General features: G+C 47.0%; 12 protein-coding genes and 3 pseudogenes. 11 read left to right on the forward strand and 4 right to left on the reverse strand.

From position 1 onward, the window contains the following. Positions 1 to 220 precede the first annotated feature (220 nt). The 7 genes and pseudogenes from yfmT to SC79_RS17585 all read left to right on the forward strand — a co-directional run bounded on the left by yfmT (position 221) and on the right by SC79_RS17585 (position 7,200). Positions 221 to 1,678, forward strand: coding sequence for a benzaldehyde dehydrogenase (gene yfmT / locus SC79_RS17555; protein ID WP_039076171.1), 1,458 nt, complete (start codon positions 221 to 223; stop codon positions 1,676 to 1,678). Between the two features lie 509 nt (positions 1,679 to 2,187). After that, positions 2,188 to 2,553 (forward strand): annotated as a pseudogene (locus SC79_RS21695) (methyl-accepting chemotaxis protein); the annotation flags it as partial. Between the two features lie 131 nt (positions 2,554 to 2,684). Beyond that, positions 2,685 to 4,573 (forward strand): annotated as a pseudogene (locus SC79_RS17565) (ABC-F family ATP-binding cassette domain-containing protein). 124 nt (positions 4,574 to 4,697) lie between these two features. Beyond that, a complete protein-coding gene (locus SC79_RS17570; RefSeq protein ID WP_039076173.1) occupies positions 4,698 to 5,144 on the forward strand; it encodes a YfmQ family protein in 447 nt (148 codons plus the stop codon). 124 nt (positions 5,145 to 5,268) lie between these two features. Beyond that, complete coding sequence (locus tag SC79_RS17575) at positions 5,269 to 5,691, forward strand: MerR family transcriptional regulator (protein ID WP_010330336.1); 423 nt, start codon at positions 5,269 to 5,271, stop codon at positions 5,689 to 5,691. 64 nt (positions 5,692 to 5,755) lie between these two features. After that, entirely contained in the window at positions 5,756 to 6,946 is a 1,191-nt protein-coding gene (locus SC79_RS17580) for an MFS transporter (RefSeq protein WP_039076174.1), read from the forward strand. Positions 6,947 to 6,987: 41 nt separating this feature from the next. Continuing rightward, on the forward strand, positions 6,988 to 7,200 hold the full coding sequence (locus SC79_RS17585; protein WP_052245626.1) for a hypothetical protein: 213 nt from the start codon (positions 6,988 to 6,990) through the stop codon (positions 7,198 to 7,200). A 36-nt stretch (positions 7,201 to 7,236) separates the two neighbouring features. Here the strand turns inward: SC79_RS17585 and SC79_RS17590 are convergent, their stop codons facing one another. After that, positions 7,237 to 8,793, reverse strand: a complete 1,557-nt coding sequence (locus tag SC79_RS17590) for an ABC-F family ATP-binding cassette domain-containing protein (RefSeq protein ID WP_039076176.1) — start codon at positions 8,791 to 8,793, stop codon at positions 7,237 to 7,239. Positions 8,794 to 8,966: 173 nt separating this feature from the next. Between SC79_RS17590 and SC79_RS17595 the strand changes: the two genes are divergently transcribed. Together SC79_RS17595 and SC79_RS17600 are read left to right on the forward strand one after the other, a co-directional pair. Next, complete coding sequence (locus SC79_RS17595; protein ID WP_039076177.1) at positions 8,967 to 10,097, forward strand: DEAD/DEAH box helicase; 1,131 nt, start codon at positions 8,967 to 8,969, stop codon at positions 10,095 to 10,097. A 65-nt stretch (positions 10,098 to 10,162) separates the two neighbouring features. Beyond that, positions 10,163 to 10,609, forward strand: a complete 447-nt coding sequence (locus tag SC79_RS17600) for a GNAT family N-acetyltransferase (protein ID WP_039076178.1) — start codon at positions 10,163 to 10,165, stop codon at positions 10,607 to 10,609. Positions 10,610 to 10,651: 42 nt separating this feature from the next. Here the strand turns inward: SC79_RS17600 and SC79_RS21180 are convergent, their stop codons facing one another. The 3 genes and pseudogenes from SC79_RS21180 to SC79_RS17610 all read right to left on the reverse strand — a co-directional run bounded on the left by SC79_RS21180 (position 10,652) and on the right by SC79_RS17610 (position 12,684). Further along, positions 10,652 to 11,671 carry an NADP-dependent oxidoreductase gene (locus SC79_RS21180; RefSeq protein WP_039076275.1) on the reverse strand — a complete coding sequence of 340 codons (1,020 nt, stop codon included), beginning with the start codon at positions 11,669 to 11,671 and terminating at the stop codon, positions 10,652 to 10,654. Positions 11,672 to 11,770: 99 nt separating this feature from the next. Further along, positions 11,771 to 12,211: pseudogene (gene fecD, locus SC79_RS21185) on the reverse strand (Fe(3+) dicitrate ABC transporter permease FecD); the annotation flags it as partial. Between the two features lie 104 nt (positions 12,212 to 12,315). Then, positions 12,316 to 12,684 (reverse strand): DUF3212 family protein, encoded by a 369-nt coding sequence (locus tag SC79_RS17610; protein ID WP_039076179.1) that lies wholly within the window; start codon positions 12,682 to 12,684, stop codon positions 12,316 to 12,318. Positions 12,685 to 12,925: 241 nt separating this feature from the next. Between SC79_RS17610 and SC79_RS17615 the strand changes: the two genes are divergently transcribed. Next, on the forward strand, positions 12,926 to 13,273 hold the full coding sequence (locus tag SC79_RS17615; protein WP_010330324.1) for a general stress protein: 348 nt from the start codon (positions 12,926 to 12,928) through the stop codon (positions 13,271 to 13,273). 190 nt (positions 13,274 to 13,463) lie between these two features. After that, positions 13,464 to 14,726 carry a pectate lyase family protein gene (locus SC79_RS17620; RefSeq protein ID WP_039076180.1) on the forward strand — a complete coding sequence of 421 codons (1,263 nt, stop codon included), beginning with the start codon at positions 13,464 to 13,466 and terminating at the stop codon, positions 14,724 to 14,726. The last annotated feature ends 77 nt before the right edge of the window (positions 14,727 to 14,803 follow it).

The raw sequence follows: 14,803 nt of genomic DNA on the forward strand, positions 1-14,803 counted from the left end.
AATATTCTAATCATTATATACAATTCTTATTGTATGATATTGTCGAAATTTGGCGCAGTCAACCATATTTTTTCCACTTTAAATGATAGAAGCGAAACAGCGTTGTCGTAGGATAGAATAGTAATTTACTAATAAGATATTCAATTTTATGCAGGGGGAACCGATAGAAACAATAGATTCGCCCACATTATGACTTTCGATTAAAAAGGAGATGCTGACCATGTTTCAATATGAAGAGTTGAATAAACAGTTTATCTGCGGGAAGTGGCAGGAGGGCAGCAGCCCAAATGTATTGGAAAACAAAAATCCTTATACTCAAAAAACATTCACAACCTTCCAAAAAGCGACTGCTGACGATGTAGATGAAGCGTACCGGGCAGCGGCGCTGGCAAAGAAAAAATGGGATGCGGTCAATCCGTTTGAGAAAAGAACCATTTTAGAAAAAGCCGTCACGTATATTGAAGAAAACGAAGAAGCCATCATTTATCTGATTATGGAAGAGCTTGGCGGAACAAGGCTTAAAGCGGCCTTTGAAATCGGGCTTGTGAAAAACATCATAAAAGAAGCGGCAACGTTCCCAGTCCGTATGGACGGAAAAATTCTTCCATCAACAATAGACGGCAAGGAAAACAGATTATATCGTGTGCCGGCAGGCGTGGTCGGCGTGATCAGCCCATTTAACTTCCCATTCTTTTTATCGATGAAATCAGTGGCGCCCGCGCTCGGAGCCGGCAATGGCGTCGTGCTCAAACCGCATGAGGAAACGCCGATCTGCGGCGGCACGCTGATTGCGAGAATTTTTGAGAACGCGGGAATTCCAGAGGGGCTGCTGAATGTCGTTGTCACAGACATTGCAGAAATCGGAGACAGCTTTGTCGAACACCCGGTACCGCGGATCATCTCGTTTACAGGTTCAACGAAAGTCGGAAGCTACATCGGCCAGCTTGCGATGAAGCATTTTAAAAAGCCGCTTCTTGAACTCGGCGGCAACAGCGCCTTCATCGTACTTGAGGATGCGGATATCGAATATGCGGTCAATGCGGCGGTGTTCAGCCGATTTACACACCAAGGGCAGATTTGCATGTCGGCCAACCGTGTACTTGTTCACTCATCAATTTATGATCAGTTCCTTGAAATGTATCAGGCAAAAGTGGAATCACTGAAGGTCGGCGATCCGATGGACCCTGATACGATTATTGGGCCATTAATCAACAGCAGACAGACGGACGGGCTGATGAAATCTGTTGAAAAAGCAATTGAAGAAGGCGCTGTTCCAGTGAAGCTTGGCGGATTTAACGGGACGATCGTGGAACCGACGATCTTAAAAGACGTGAAACCGTTCATGAGCATCGCCAAGGAAGAGCTGTTCGGACCTGTCGTTTCCTTCATGAAGTTTGATTCAGAAGACGAAGCGGTGGATATCGCAAACGAAACGCCGTTTGGCTTGAGCGGTGCTGTACATACGTCAAATCTTGAGCGCGGCGTGGCTTTTGCGAAGCGCGTGGAAACAGGCATGATTCATGTCAATGACACGACCATCAATGACGAACCGAATGTGGCCTTCGGCGGTGAAAAGCAATCCGGTCTCGGCCGTTTGAACGGCGAGTGGAGCCTTGATGAATTTACGACGCTGAAATGGATCTCGGTCCAGCACGAAAAACGCAGCTTCCCTTATTAATAAAAAAGGAGTGAATGGAATTGAGCATAAGAACGGAAAAAGAAACGGCAGACCTTCTGGACGCGTTTATCAAAGTAGCCCCTTATCTAAACAGCTTGGTCCAAGATGATATTACAATCGGCATTTACGATACGGAAAAACTGCTTGTGAATATACCGGCCAAAACCTTTTCGCTAAACGTAAAAGCCGGTGATCCGCTGCAGGAAGGGGATATTATCACAGATGCCATCCGCACCAATCAGAAGAAGACGAGTATGGTTCCGAAAGAATTGTTCGGCTTCCCATTGATTGCACGTGCCATCCCGCTTCACGACGAGAATGGAAGAGTGGTAGGAGGCGTCGGCCTGGGAACGAGCCTTGAGGAGTCGTCAAAGCTGCATGATGTGGCGGAAAGCTTATCAGCTGTCGTTGAACAAACGGCCGCGGCCATTTCTGATATTTCTGACTCAATCAACGGGTTTTCATCTCAAATGACGGGCATTTCCTCCCAGGCGAAAAAGGTCAGCGAAAGCGCCGGTGAAATCGCCGATATCTCAGTAACCGTGAAAGGCATTTCTGACCAAAGCAACCTGCTCGGCTTGAACGCCGCGATCGAAGCGGCGAGAGCAGGAGAGTCCGGAAAAGGCTTCTCTGTCGTCGCGGATGAGATCAGAAAGCTAGCAACGCACTCAAAAGAAAATGTCGGCCAGATCGATCAGATCACGAAAAAAATCCACAGCCTGTTGAAAGGGCTGGAGGAATCCATTGAGTCGATTAATCAGCATACGGACGGACAAGCCGTTGCTGTTGAACAAATCTCAGCCACGATGCAGGAGATTTCAGGAAGCGCGCAGCATCTCGCGAAAATGGCAGAAAAAGCGCTAGAGGAAGAATAAAAGACCGGGGACATGTCCCCGGTCTTTTTCTATCCTATATTTCCATGAAATATGTCTGATGTTTTACTAGTTTTATTCCAGCGGCTGATTTAAAATGTACACATGAACTTACGTGAGGATTGATAGGAACCATGAGCATATTAAAAGCGGAACATCTGTATAAAACATACGGAGATAAGACATTATTTGACCACATCTCCTTTCATATTGAAGAGAATGAGAGAATCGGATTAATCGGGCCGAATGGAACTGGAAAATCAACGCTGCTGAAGGTGATTGCCGGCTTGGAATCTATTGAAGAGGGAGATATCACGACATCCGGCAGTGTGCACGTCGAATTTCTGCATCAAGACCCGGAGCTGCCTGCGGGGCAAACCGTGTTGGAACATATCTATTCCGGTGAATCGGCTGTGATGAAAACCTTACGCGAATATGAAAAAGCACTGTATGAACTGGGGGAAGACCCTGAAGATGAACAGCGCCAGAAGCATCTGCTGGCGGCGCAGGCGAAAATGGACGCAAACCATGCGTGGGATGCGAACACCTTGGCGAAAACCGTATTGTCTAAGCTCGGCGTCAACGACGTAACAAAGCCAGTCAACGAGCTATCAGGCGGCCAGAAAAAACGGGTGGCGATTGCCAAAAACTTAATTCAGCCCGCTGATCTGCTCATTTTAGACGAGCCGACGAACCATTTGGATAATGAAACGATTGAGTGGCTTGAAGGACATTTAAGCCAATACCCCGGCTCTGTCATACTCGTGACGCACGACAGGTATTTCTTAAATCGTGTCACGAACCGCATTTATGAGCTTGAACGAGGCAGCCTCTACACGTACAAAGGCAACTATGAAGTGTTTTTAGAAAAACGCGCGGAACGGGAAGCGCAGGCTGAGCAAAAGGAAACGAAGCGCCAAAACCTGCTGCGCCGCGAACTGGCTTGGCTGAGACGGGGGGCGAAAGCCCGTTCCACAAAACAAAAGGCGAGAATTGACCGAGTGGAGGCGCTTAAGGAGCAGAAAGGCCCTCAATCATCGGGTTCACTCGACTTTGCGATTGGCTCTCACCGTCTTGGCAAACAGGTCATTGAAGCGGAGAACGTGATGATCGCTTATGACGGCCGCATCCTCGTTGATCGCTTTCATGAATTGGTCATACCGGGTGAACGGATCGGGATCATCGGGCCGAACGGCATCGGAAAAACAACGCTTTTAAACACGCTTGCCGGCCGTCATGAGCCAGACGGCGGCCATATTACGATCGGACAGACTGTCAGAATCGGCTACTATACTCAGGATCATAGTGAAATGAATGGCGAGCTAAAGGTCATTGACTATATAAAAGAAACGGCGGAGATCGTCAAAACAGTTGATGGCGATATCATTACAGCTGAACAAATGCTGGAGCGCTTCCTCTTCCCGCGCTCGATGCAGCAAACGTACATCCGCAAGCTGTCCGGCGGGGAAAAACGCCGTTTATACTTGCTGCAGGTTCTTATGCAGGAGCCGAATGTCCTGTTTCTCGATGAGCCGACGAACGATTTGGATACTGAAACGCTGAGCATTCTGGAAGATTACATCGACCAGTTCCCTGGCGTTGTCATCACCGTATCCCATGACCGCTACTTCCTTGACCGTGTCGTCGACCGTTTGATTGTGTTTGAAGGAAATGGTGTCATTTCCCGCTTCCAAGGCTCCTACAGCGACTATATGGAGGAGTCAAAAGCGAAAAAAACAACTGAAAAGCCGGCTGCGGAAGCAAAACCGGCCGAAGCTGAGCCAAAGAAAAACGGAAAAAGCTTTCTTACAAAGATCAGCTTGAATGGGACGGAATCGAGGATAAAATTGCCCAGCTTGAAGAAAAGCATGATCAGCTCGAAGCTGACATCGCCGCAGCAGGAAGCGATTTTGGAAAAATCCAAGAGCTGATGGCCGAGCAGGCGAAAACGGCGGAAGAGCTTGAGGCTGCCATGGACCGGTGGACAGAATTGTCCCTCATGATCGAAGAGCTGGAAAGCTGAAAAAAGCGCGGCCCGCAGGTGCCGCGCTTTTTTTCACATAATATACAAAAACGAAACGTCCTGCTTATGATAGGATAAAATGGTGTGTCATCGGCACATGGAAAACGAACGGAGATGATGAAGCATGACATGGACGATCGTGATGTTAATCCTCATGAGCCTGGTGAAAATCGTATTAACCTGTCTTCCAACAGGTGTCATGGAATGGCTGCTCAGCAAATTCGCGGTGCACGCCAAGCTGAGTGGCGAAAATGCTGTTCTCTCCCTAGATGGAAAACGTCTTGAGGGTGAAGAGAAACAGAAGGTGATTGCCCACTTTAACGAAGCTGTCTTCCTGGAGAAATATTATATCTACCCAGGTGACGAAGAGCGTTATTTACATCCGGAAAACGGCGGCACGCCGTTGGTGATAGATATGAAAAAAGGCAAAAAAGATGTGAAACTGTTTGTATACAGCTATGACGACCGTATCGACGTCGTCAAACAATACAAGAAGAAAGTCATTGCGTATCAATTGCTTTCTGAAAGCCTTCAAAAAGGATCTCTGTCAGTGACAGGAAGTATAGCTTAATCAGGATGTGAAAGACGGTTGCTTTATGCTGCTCGTCTTTTTTTATTGTTTTTTAAACCTTAACGTTTACGTTAAGGTTTAAAAGGTGTATAATGGTAACAGAAACGGCGAAGGGGGATTTACCTTGGAATGGATGAAGATTGATCAAGTAGCCAAAAGAAGCGGCCTGACGAAGCGTACCATCCGATTTTATGAAGAAATCGGCTTGATTCCGGCGCCGAAACGGACAGACGGCGGCGTAAGGCTTTATTCAGAGGATGATATGGAGGAGCTTGAGAAAGTCATCAGCACAAAAGAGGTGCTCGGGTTCTCCCTTCAGGAGCTTCAGCATTTCATGGAAACAAGCCGCCAGCTAGAGTTGAACAAAGAGGGGTATTTGTTGTCACTGGACCCTAAGGAACGGAAAGAAAAACTGGAGGAAATTCAGGAAAGCCTGAATCACCAGCTGGATTTGATTGATGAGAAAATCCGTACATTCCAAAGCTTTAAAGAACGCCTGCAAGGCATGAAAAACAAAGCGGAACGTGCCATTCAGTCAATCGAATGAAAAATTTGCCAAACGCTATTTTGTAGCGTTTCTTTTAATGGAATCATAATGGAGGTCAAGTCAAATGGATAAGACAACACAAGTGAATCAGAAAACAGGCTTGCTCAGCCAGCCGAAAGCGGTATGGGCTGTCGCGTTTGCCTGTGTGATTTCCTTTATGGGAATCGGGCTGGTCGATCCAATTCTTCCGGCAATTGCCGCACAATTACATGCTTCACCTAGTGAAGTATCACTCTTGTTTACAAGTTATTTGCTTGTCACAGGATTTATGATGTTTTTCTCAGGAGCCATTTCCAGCCGTATCGGCGCGAAATGGACATTAATTCTAGGACTCATTTTTATTATTGTGTTTGCGGGGCTTGGCGGCAGCTCAAGCTCAATTGCCCAGTTAGTCGGCTATCGCGGCGGCTGGGGATTAGGGAATGCTTTGTTTATTTCAACAGCGCTTGCGGTCATCGTCGGCGTGTCAGTCGGGGGCAGCGCCCAAGCAATTATTTTGTATGAGGCGGCGCTCGGTCTCGGGATTTCTGTCGGGCCGCTTGCAGGCGGAGAGCTTGGAAGCATGTCATGGCGCGCGCCGTTTTTCGGCGTATCTGTCCTGATGTTTATTGCGTTAATCGCGATTTCTATCATGCTGCCGAAATTGCCGAAACCGGCGAAACGCGTCGGTGTGTTTGATGCCATGAAGGCGCTCAAATATAAAGGGCTGCTGACAATGGCGGCATCGGCGTTCTTATATAACTTTGGATTTTTTATTTTGCTTGCTTACTCTCCGTTCGTTCTTGATTTAGATGAACACGGTCTCGGTTATGTCTTCTTCGGCTGGGGACTTCTGCTGGCGATTACGTCAGTCTTTACGGCGCCGCTCGTGCATAAAGCGCTGGGCACAGTGCGTTCGCTCGTCGTTCTCTTTATCGCTTTTGCGGCCATCCTCATCATCATGGGGATCTGGACAGACCATCAGACTTTGATGATTACATGTATCGTTGTCGCCGGTGCTGTCCTCGGTATGGTGAATACGATCATGACAACAGCTGTGATGGGGGCTGCGCCGGTTGAACGTTCTATCGCGTCTTCAGCCTACAGCTCAGTCCGCTTCATCGGCGGCGCGCTCGCTCCGTGGATTGCGGGAATGCTGTCAGAACACTTCACCGCAAGCACACCATATACGGTAGGCGGGATCGTCGTTTTTGTCGGCATGCTTGTCCTTCTCATGGGACGTAAACATCTTGCTGGAATTAAGGCGGGACATTAATAACGAAAGACACTGCTCATGAGGCAGTGTCTTTTTGAATCGTGCAACTTCCCATTACAACCTTGCTGTATCAATATACATATAGCATCATGAAAAACAGCTTTTCCGTCGAATGGTTCACCGCATGGGCTGATGAGGAAGACGTTGAATTGTCTGCCAAAAGAGAGCTGACACTTGATGAATTTACCTCGCCATTGCAGCTCATTTTAAAAGACAGAGAGCTTCTGAGAATCGTTCAGAAAAAATGGCAGTAAAAAACCCGCCCTTCAGCAGGCGGATTTTTTTATGAATTAAAGCACCTTCGTCGTCCAAGACTCGCAGTTCCACGTTTCTGTCGCGATATCCATATAAAACTCTGGCTCGTGGGAAATCAGCAGAATCGAGCCTTTGTATTCTTTGAGAGCGCGCTTGAGCTCTTCCTTGGCGTCAACATCCAAGTGGTTTGTCGGCTCATCGAGCACAAGCAGGTTTGTTTCTGAATTAATCAGCTTGCACAATCTGACTTTCGCTTTTTCGCCTCCGCTTAATACGGAGACGCGGCTTTCGATATGTTTTGTCGTCAGTCCGCATTTGGCCAATGCGGCACGGATTTCATACTGGGTATAAGAAGGGAATTCGCTCCATACCTCTTCGATACACGTATTGTTGTTTGTCTCTTTGACCTCTTGCTCGAAATAGCCGGTAAAGAGGTGCTCGCCGCGTTCAACCGAGCCTTCAAGCGGCTGGATTTCGCCAAGCAAGCTTTTCAGCAAGGTCGTTTTTCCGATCCCGTTCGCGCCGTAAAGGGCGATTTTTTGGCCGCGCTCCATGCGGAGGTTGAGCGGGCGTGACAGCGGGGAATCGTAGCCAATGACTAAATCCTTCGTTTCAAAAATCAGCTTGCCTGACGTTCTCGCCGGCTTGAAGTGGAATTCCGGCTTTGGCTTTTCTGCCGCAAGCTCGATCATATCCATCTTATCGAGTTTCTTTTGGCGGGACATCGCCATGTTTCTCGTGCTGACACGCGCTTTGTTGCGGGCAACGAAATCCTTCAGCTCCGCGACTTCCTGCTGCTGCTTTTTATACGCCGCTTCAAGCTGCTGTTTCTTCACCTCGTAGACTTCCATAAACTGATGGTAGTCGCCGACATAGCGGGTCAGCTCCTGATTTTCAACGTGATAAATCAGGTTGATGACGCTGTTTAAGAACGGAATGTCATGCGAAATCAGGATAAACGCGTTCTCGTATTCCTGCAGGTAGCGTTTCAGCCATTCGATATGCTGCTCGTCAAGATAGTTTGTCGGTTCATCGAGAAGCAGAATTTCCGGTTTTTCAAGGAGAAGTTTAGCGAGAAGAACCTTGGTGCGCTGTCCGCCGCTCAAATCGGTGACATCGCGCTCTAATCCGATATCGCTCAAACCGAGGCCGCGGGCGATTTCTTCCACCTTGGAATCAATGACATAAAAATCATTGTTCGTCAGCGCGTCTTGAATCACGCCGACTTCTTCAAGCAGCTTTTCGAGCTCGTCGGGATCAGCTTCGCCCATTTTGTTGTAAATCTCGTTCATTTCTTCTTCCATCGCAAATAAATAATGAAACGCGTCTTTCAGGACGTCACGGATGGATTTTCCTTTTTCCAGCACGGTATGCTGATCCAGATAGCCGACACGGACATTTTTTGACCATTCGACTTTTCCCTCATCAGGTTCAAGCTTTCCGGTAATAATATTCATGAAAGTGGATTTTCCTTCGCCGTTTGCGCCGATCAGCCCGACGTGCTCGCCTTTTAGCAGGCGGAAGGAGACGTTATTAAAAATGGCCCGGTCACCAAAGCCGTGGCTTAAATCCTTTACAGATAAAATACTCATATTTACACCTCTATCGTTTATCAAACACGCACAGCCGGCGTGTATTATTTACCCTTATGATTATAAAGGAGGAATCGGAATGTTGAAAGGTATAGGAAAGAAAAAGAAAAATTGCGTTCCGGGCGAGGTTTTGAGATACTATGGAATAGATTTCACGAATTGAGGAGACAAAAATGACGCAAACTTGGCCATTTTTACATAATGCACAATCATTTATTCAAGAGAATTGGAATGCTTCCGGTTTTCAAAAGCCGACACCTGTTCAGGAACAGGCGGCTCAGCTGATTATGGACGGAAGGGATGTCATTGCGGAATCGCCGACAGGAACAGGCAAGACGCTGGCGTACGCGCTTCCGGTCATGGAACGGATCAAACCAGATCAGAAGCATCCGCAGACGGTGATTTTAGCGCCATCCCGTGAGCTGGTGATGCAGATCTTTCAGGTGATTCAGGATTGGAAAGCGGGATCAGAGCTGCGCGCGGCTTCCTTAATCGGCGGGGCGAATGTGAAGAAGCAGATCGAAAAGCTGAAAAAACATCCGCATATCATTGTCGGCACGCCGGGCAGGGTATTTGAGCTGATTAAAGCGAAGAAATTAAAGATGCATGAAGTGAAAACGATCGTGCTTGATGAGACGGATCAGCTTGTTCTGCCGGAACATCGCGAAACGATCAAGCAAATCATGAAAACGACATTAAGAGACCGCCAGCTTCTGTGTTTCTCTGCCACGCTCAAAAAGGAAACAGAGGACGTGCTCCGCGAACTCGCACAAGAGCCTGAGGTGTTGAAGGTGCAGCGAAGCAAGGCGGAAGCTGGGAAAGTGAAGCACCAATATCTGATTTGCGAGCAGCGTGACAAAGTGAAGCTGCTGCAAAAGCTATCAAGGCTTCAAGGCATGCAGGCACTCGTATTTGTGAGAGATATCGGCAACCTGAGTGTATATGCGGAAAAACTGGCATATCACCATGTCGATCTCGGCGTGCTGCACAGTGAAGCGAAAAAAATGGAGCGGGCGAAAATCATTGCCGCGTTCGAATCCGGGGAATTTCCGCTCTTATTAGCGACTGACATTGCCGCACGCGGCTTGGATATTGAAAACCTGCCATATGTGATCCATGCTGATATTCCTGACGAAGACGGCTACGTTCACAGATCAGGCCGAACAGGCCGGGCCGGAAAAGAAGGCAACGTGCTGAGCCTCGTGACAAAACTGGAAGAATCAAAGCTGAAAAAAATGGCGAAGAAGCTTGGCGTGGAGCTGAGTGAAGTTGTTTATGCAGGCGGAAAACTGAAGACGAAATAAAGGAGGGCGGAAAGCCCTTTTTTTGTTGTAAAATAATAGAAAAGAGTATGCGCGGGGGTGGGGAGATGGCTTCAATAGACAGGTTTCAAATAGTGAAGGAGCCTGAGCTGGAAATCATTGAACACTGGTTCCGGAATGAGGAGACCAGAAGGAGAATGGATGGGATGCTGCCTTTAGATGTGTGGTATGCACGAGTGAATGAAGATGACAACGATTCTGTCATTATGGCATATGACGGGCAGCTGCCGGCTGGGATGGTCGTTGTGGAGTTCGTGGAGGAGCGGGCGTATATTGGATTGATCGTCAATCCTTTGTATCGGCTTCAAGGGTACGGAAAACAGATATTGAAAAAACTGCTAGGTGACCCTGATTTTACTAGAGTGTGGGAATGGGCTGCATGCATTGAAGAAGACAATCGAATCAGTTTGGCTAGCTTTCAAGCAGCCGGATTTACGTTGGAAGACACGGAACCTGATGAAGATGGCTTTCTCACGTTGATTTTGCGCACCTGACTTTCTAAAAAACAAAAGGAGGGCTTTTTGCCCTCCTTCACGTCAGCTCGGATCACTGACTTTGATCAGCTGTTTGCCTTTATTTTCTCCTTTAAATAAGCCGAGAAACGCGTCAGGAATGTTTTCGAAGCCTTCTGTGACGGTTTCCTCGTAATGGAGCTTTCCGTCCTTCAGCCATTCGGCCAGCTGTTTTGCTCCTTCAGGAAAACGATCAGAGTAGTCGCCTACGATAAATCCTTGCATCAGCGACTTCGTTTTGATGAGTTTCGATTGGACGCGAGGGCCCATGTCATCTGCTTCACTTTCCGCATTATAGGAAGAAATGGCACCGCACACGGGAATGCGGGCAAATTCATTGAGCAGGTTCATGACCGCATCTGAAATCGGCCCGCCGACATTGTCAAAATACACGTCGACACCGTCAGGACAAGCGTTTTCAAGTGCTTTTTGAATATCATCAGCTGTTTTGTAATTGATGGCTTCGTCAAACTGCAGCTCCTGTTTTAAATAGGAAATTTTTTCATCAGAGCCTGCGATGCCGACAACTCGCGCGCCTTTGATTTTGGCAATTTGTCCAACCGTTGAACCGACGGCTCCCGCAGCTCCGGAGACAACCACGGTTTCGCCTTCTTTCGGGCGCCCGATGTCCAGCAGTCCAAAATATGCCGTCAAGCCGGTCATTCCTAAAATGCCGAGATAGGCCGAAGCGGGAGCGAGGCTTGTATCAATTTTTCGCAAGGCAGACTCGCTCACAGCGGAAAATTCCTGCCAGCTGAGGTTTCCGATGACGATATCGCCTTTTTTCAGATGCTCACCGTCTGACACGACTTCAGCGATCACCCCGCCAGAGAGCGGTTCATCCAAGGCGAAGGGCTCAACATATGACTTCGTATCCTGCATACGGCCGCGCATATAAGGGTCAACGGATACATAAAGTGTTTTCACTAGCACTTCCCCTTGCTTCGGCTCGGGAACCTGAATGGTTTCAAAGCGAAAGTCTTCATGAACGGGAACACCTTGCGGACGTCTTGCTAATTGAATTTGCTGTTGAAATGCTGTCATTTTCATCCTCCTATTACTTGATTGACACCACTGTAACATGGAGAGGAGAGGAAATACAAAAGGTAAGGAGGTATACAAAAATGAGCGGGGGTTATCCTCCTTATCATTTCGCCCTTTCCTTGCCAAATATAAGAAGAATGGTGTTCCGATAATCGCCGTGACGATGCCGACCGGTGATTCATAAGGAAAGGCAATCCATCTGGCCAGAACATCGGCGTACACCAGCAAAATGGCACCGAACAGCGCTGAAAACGGAAGGACGTATTGATAATGCTCTCCGATCAGCTTGCGGACAATATGGGGTATGAGCAGTCCGAGAAAACCGATTGGTCCGGCGACGGCTACGGAAGCGACGGAAAGAATGAAAATGATAAAACTGATCAGAATCCGGATACCGTTCATATGTTGCCCAAGTCCTTTTGCCGTTTCGTCCCCGTGACCGAGAACAGAAATAGAACCGGAAAACACGAGGGCAAGCCCGATGCCGGTGACAGAAAACGGAGCGATGGTCATGACGTCCTTCCAATTGCTTCCGTCTATCATCCTTCCTTTTTTAAAAATAGTAATGAGAATTATTATCACGTGTAAACACATAATAGGATAGCTTACCATGTCAATCTTTTATATTAAAGAAAGCTGTGGTTTTACAGCCTTTTCATGTAAGCATCATCAGACACAAATAAATGGTATTCAGCGTTTCCATGCCTGCGGGATAGAAAAGCATCGGCATTGGCTTTAGAGGTCTCAAGCATATCAGCATTGACAGTTGGAAGGAGAGCGCCGAGATAGCTGGATAATTTCTTTTCTATTTCTTCTGGGAGAGCGAATTCAATGTCGCCGATATTCATAATGATCGAGAAAACAAAGTCGATATCGATTTGAAATGTTTCCTCAGCAAAGACCGCAAGCTCATGAATTCCTGGCGAACAGCCGGCCCGCTGATGGAAAATCTGTTTCACTAAATCACTCACAACCCATGCATTGTATTGCTGTTCTGGTGAAAAGTATTGCATTAGACATACCTCCTGCTTGTACGGATAAAGACAGCCATTCATGATCGTTAGCTCCGTGCAGCGGTTTCTCATCGATTTTGACTTTTCTGAAAATTTTTGCCTCCTATCACTTTACCATGGGCGGAAAAGAAATGGCTACTACCATTCTTCCTGTTTTTCTCCTCAATGTTCTGGAATCTGTTTTATCAAAATGCGATCGGGTATGAAAGAAATATAGAAAACATGAAGGAGGAATATTGACATGAAACCAGTTGTAAAAGAGTATACAAACGATGAACAGCTCATGAAAGATGTGGAAGAGTTACAGCAAATGGGTGTCGCGAAAGAGGATGTATACGTCTTAGCTCACGACGATGATAGAACGGAACGGCTGGCAGACAACACGAATGCCAACACGATCGGAGCCAAAGAAACGGGTCTCAAGCACGCGGTAGGAAACATGTTTAATAAAAAAGGAGACGAGCTCCGCAATCAAATTCATGAAATCGGCTTTTCAGAAGATGAAGCCGCTCAATTTGAGAAACGCTTAGATGAAGGAAAAGTGCTTCTCTTTGTGACAGATAATGAAAAAGTGAAATCCTGGGCTTAATGCAGAGATATAACCCAAAAGGCAACTTTGGCCTTTTGGGTTTTTTGCGGTCTTTGCGGTGTATGTTTGCTGAATGCCGCAATCAGGCAGAGGAACATTTTCGGTTCTGCGTGTCCCTCCATTTGATATCATAACGTTGTGAGAAATTGGTATAAAATCTCACGAAATAGAAAATGGAGGTTCATAGAGAATGAAAAAAGTGATGTTAGCTACGGCCCTATTGTTAGGGTTGACTCCAGTTGGCGCGAATGCGGCGGATTTAGGCCATCAGACGTTAGGGTCAAATGATGGCTGGGGCGCGTACTCGACGGGCACGACAGGCGGATCAAAAGCATCGTCGTCGAACGTGTATACCGTCAGCAACAGAAACCAACTTGTCTCTGCATTAGGCAAGGACACCAATACAACGCCAAAAATCATTTATATCAAGGGGACGATTGATATGAATGTCGATGACAACCTGAAACCGCTTGACGCAGATGATTATGCAGATCCAAAGTACGACTTGAACAAATATTTAAAAGCTTATGATCCAAGCACATGGGGCAAAAAAGAGCCTTCCGGCACACTGGAAGAAGCCAGAGAACGTTCTCAAAAAAACCAAAAAGCACGAGTGCTGGTTGACATTCCTGCGAATACAACGATTGTCGGTTCAGGGTCAAATGCCAAAATCGTGGGCGGAAACTTCCAAATCAAGAGTGATAATGTCATTATCCGCAACATCGAATTCCAGGATGCTTATGACTATTTTCCGCAATGGGACCCGACTGACGGGAGCTCAGGAAACTGGAACTCACAATATGACAACATCACAATCAATGGCGGCACGCATATATGGATTGACCATTGCACATTTCATGACGGATCCCGTCCTGACAGCACATCGCCAAAGTATTTCGGCAGAAAATATCAGCACCATGACGGCCAAACTGATGTTTCTAACGGTGCCAACTATATCACGATGTCCTACAATTATTATCACGATCATGATAAAAGCTCTATTATCGGATCAAGCGACAGCAAAACCTCCGATGATGGCAAATTAAAAGTCACGCTACACCATAACCGCTACAAAAATATTGTTCAGCGCGCTCCAAGAGTCCGTTTCGGGCAAGTGCACGTTTTCAACAACTATTATGAAGGCAGCAAAAGCTCCTCCGGCTATGCGTTCAGTTATGCGTGGGGGATCGGCAAGTCATCTAAAATCTATGCTCAAAACAATGTCATTGACGTACCGGGACTGTCAGCTGAAAAAACAATCAGCGTGTTTAAGGGCGGAACGGCTTTATATGATTCAGGCACACTGTTGAACGGCACGCAAATCAGCGCATCAGCCGCAAACGGGCTCAGTTCCTCTGTCGGCTGGAAACCGTCTCTGCACGGCACAATTGATGCTTCCGCGAATGTGAAATCGAATGTTATGTCTCAAGCGGGTGCGGGTAAACTAAATTAAGAAATGAAAAAAACACAAAGGGCTGCTCACCTTTGTGTTTTTTAATTAATTAAATTATTTATTAACTTAGTTAAGGA

It is taken from the genome of Bacillus sp. MSP13, assembly GCF_000815295.1.
Lineage (GTDB): Bacteria > Bacillota > Bacilli > Bacillales > Bacillaceae > Bacillus > Bacillus vallismortis.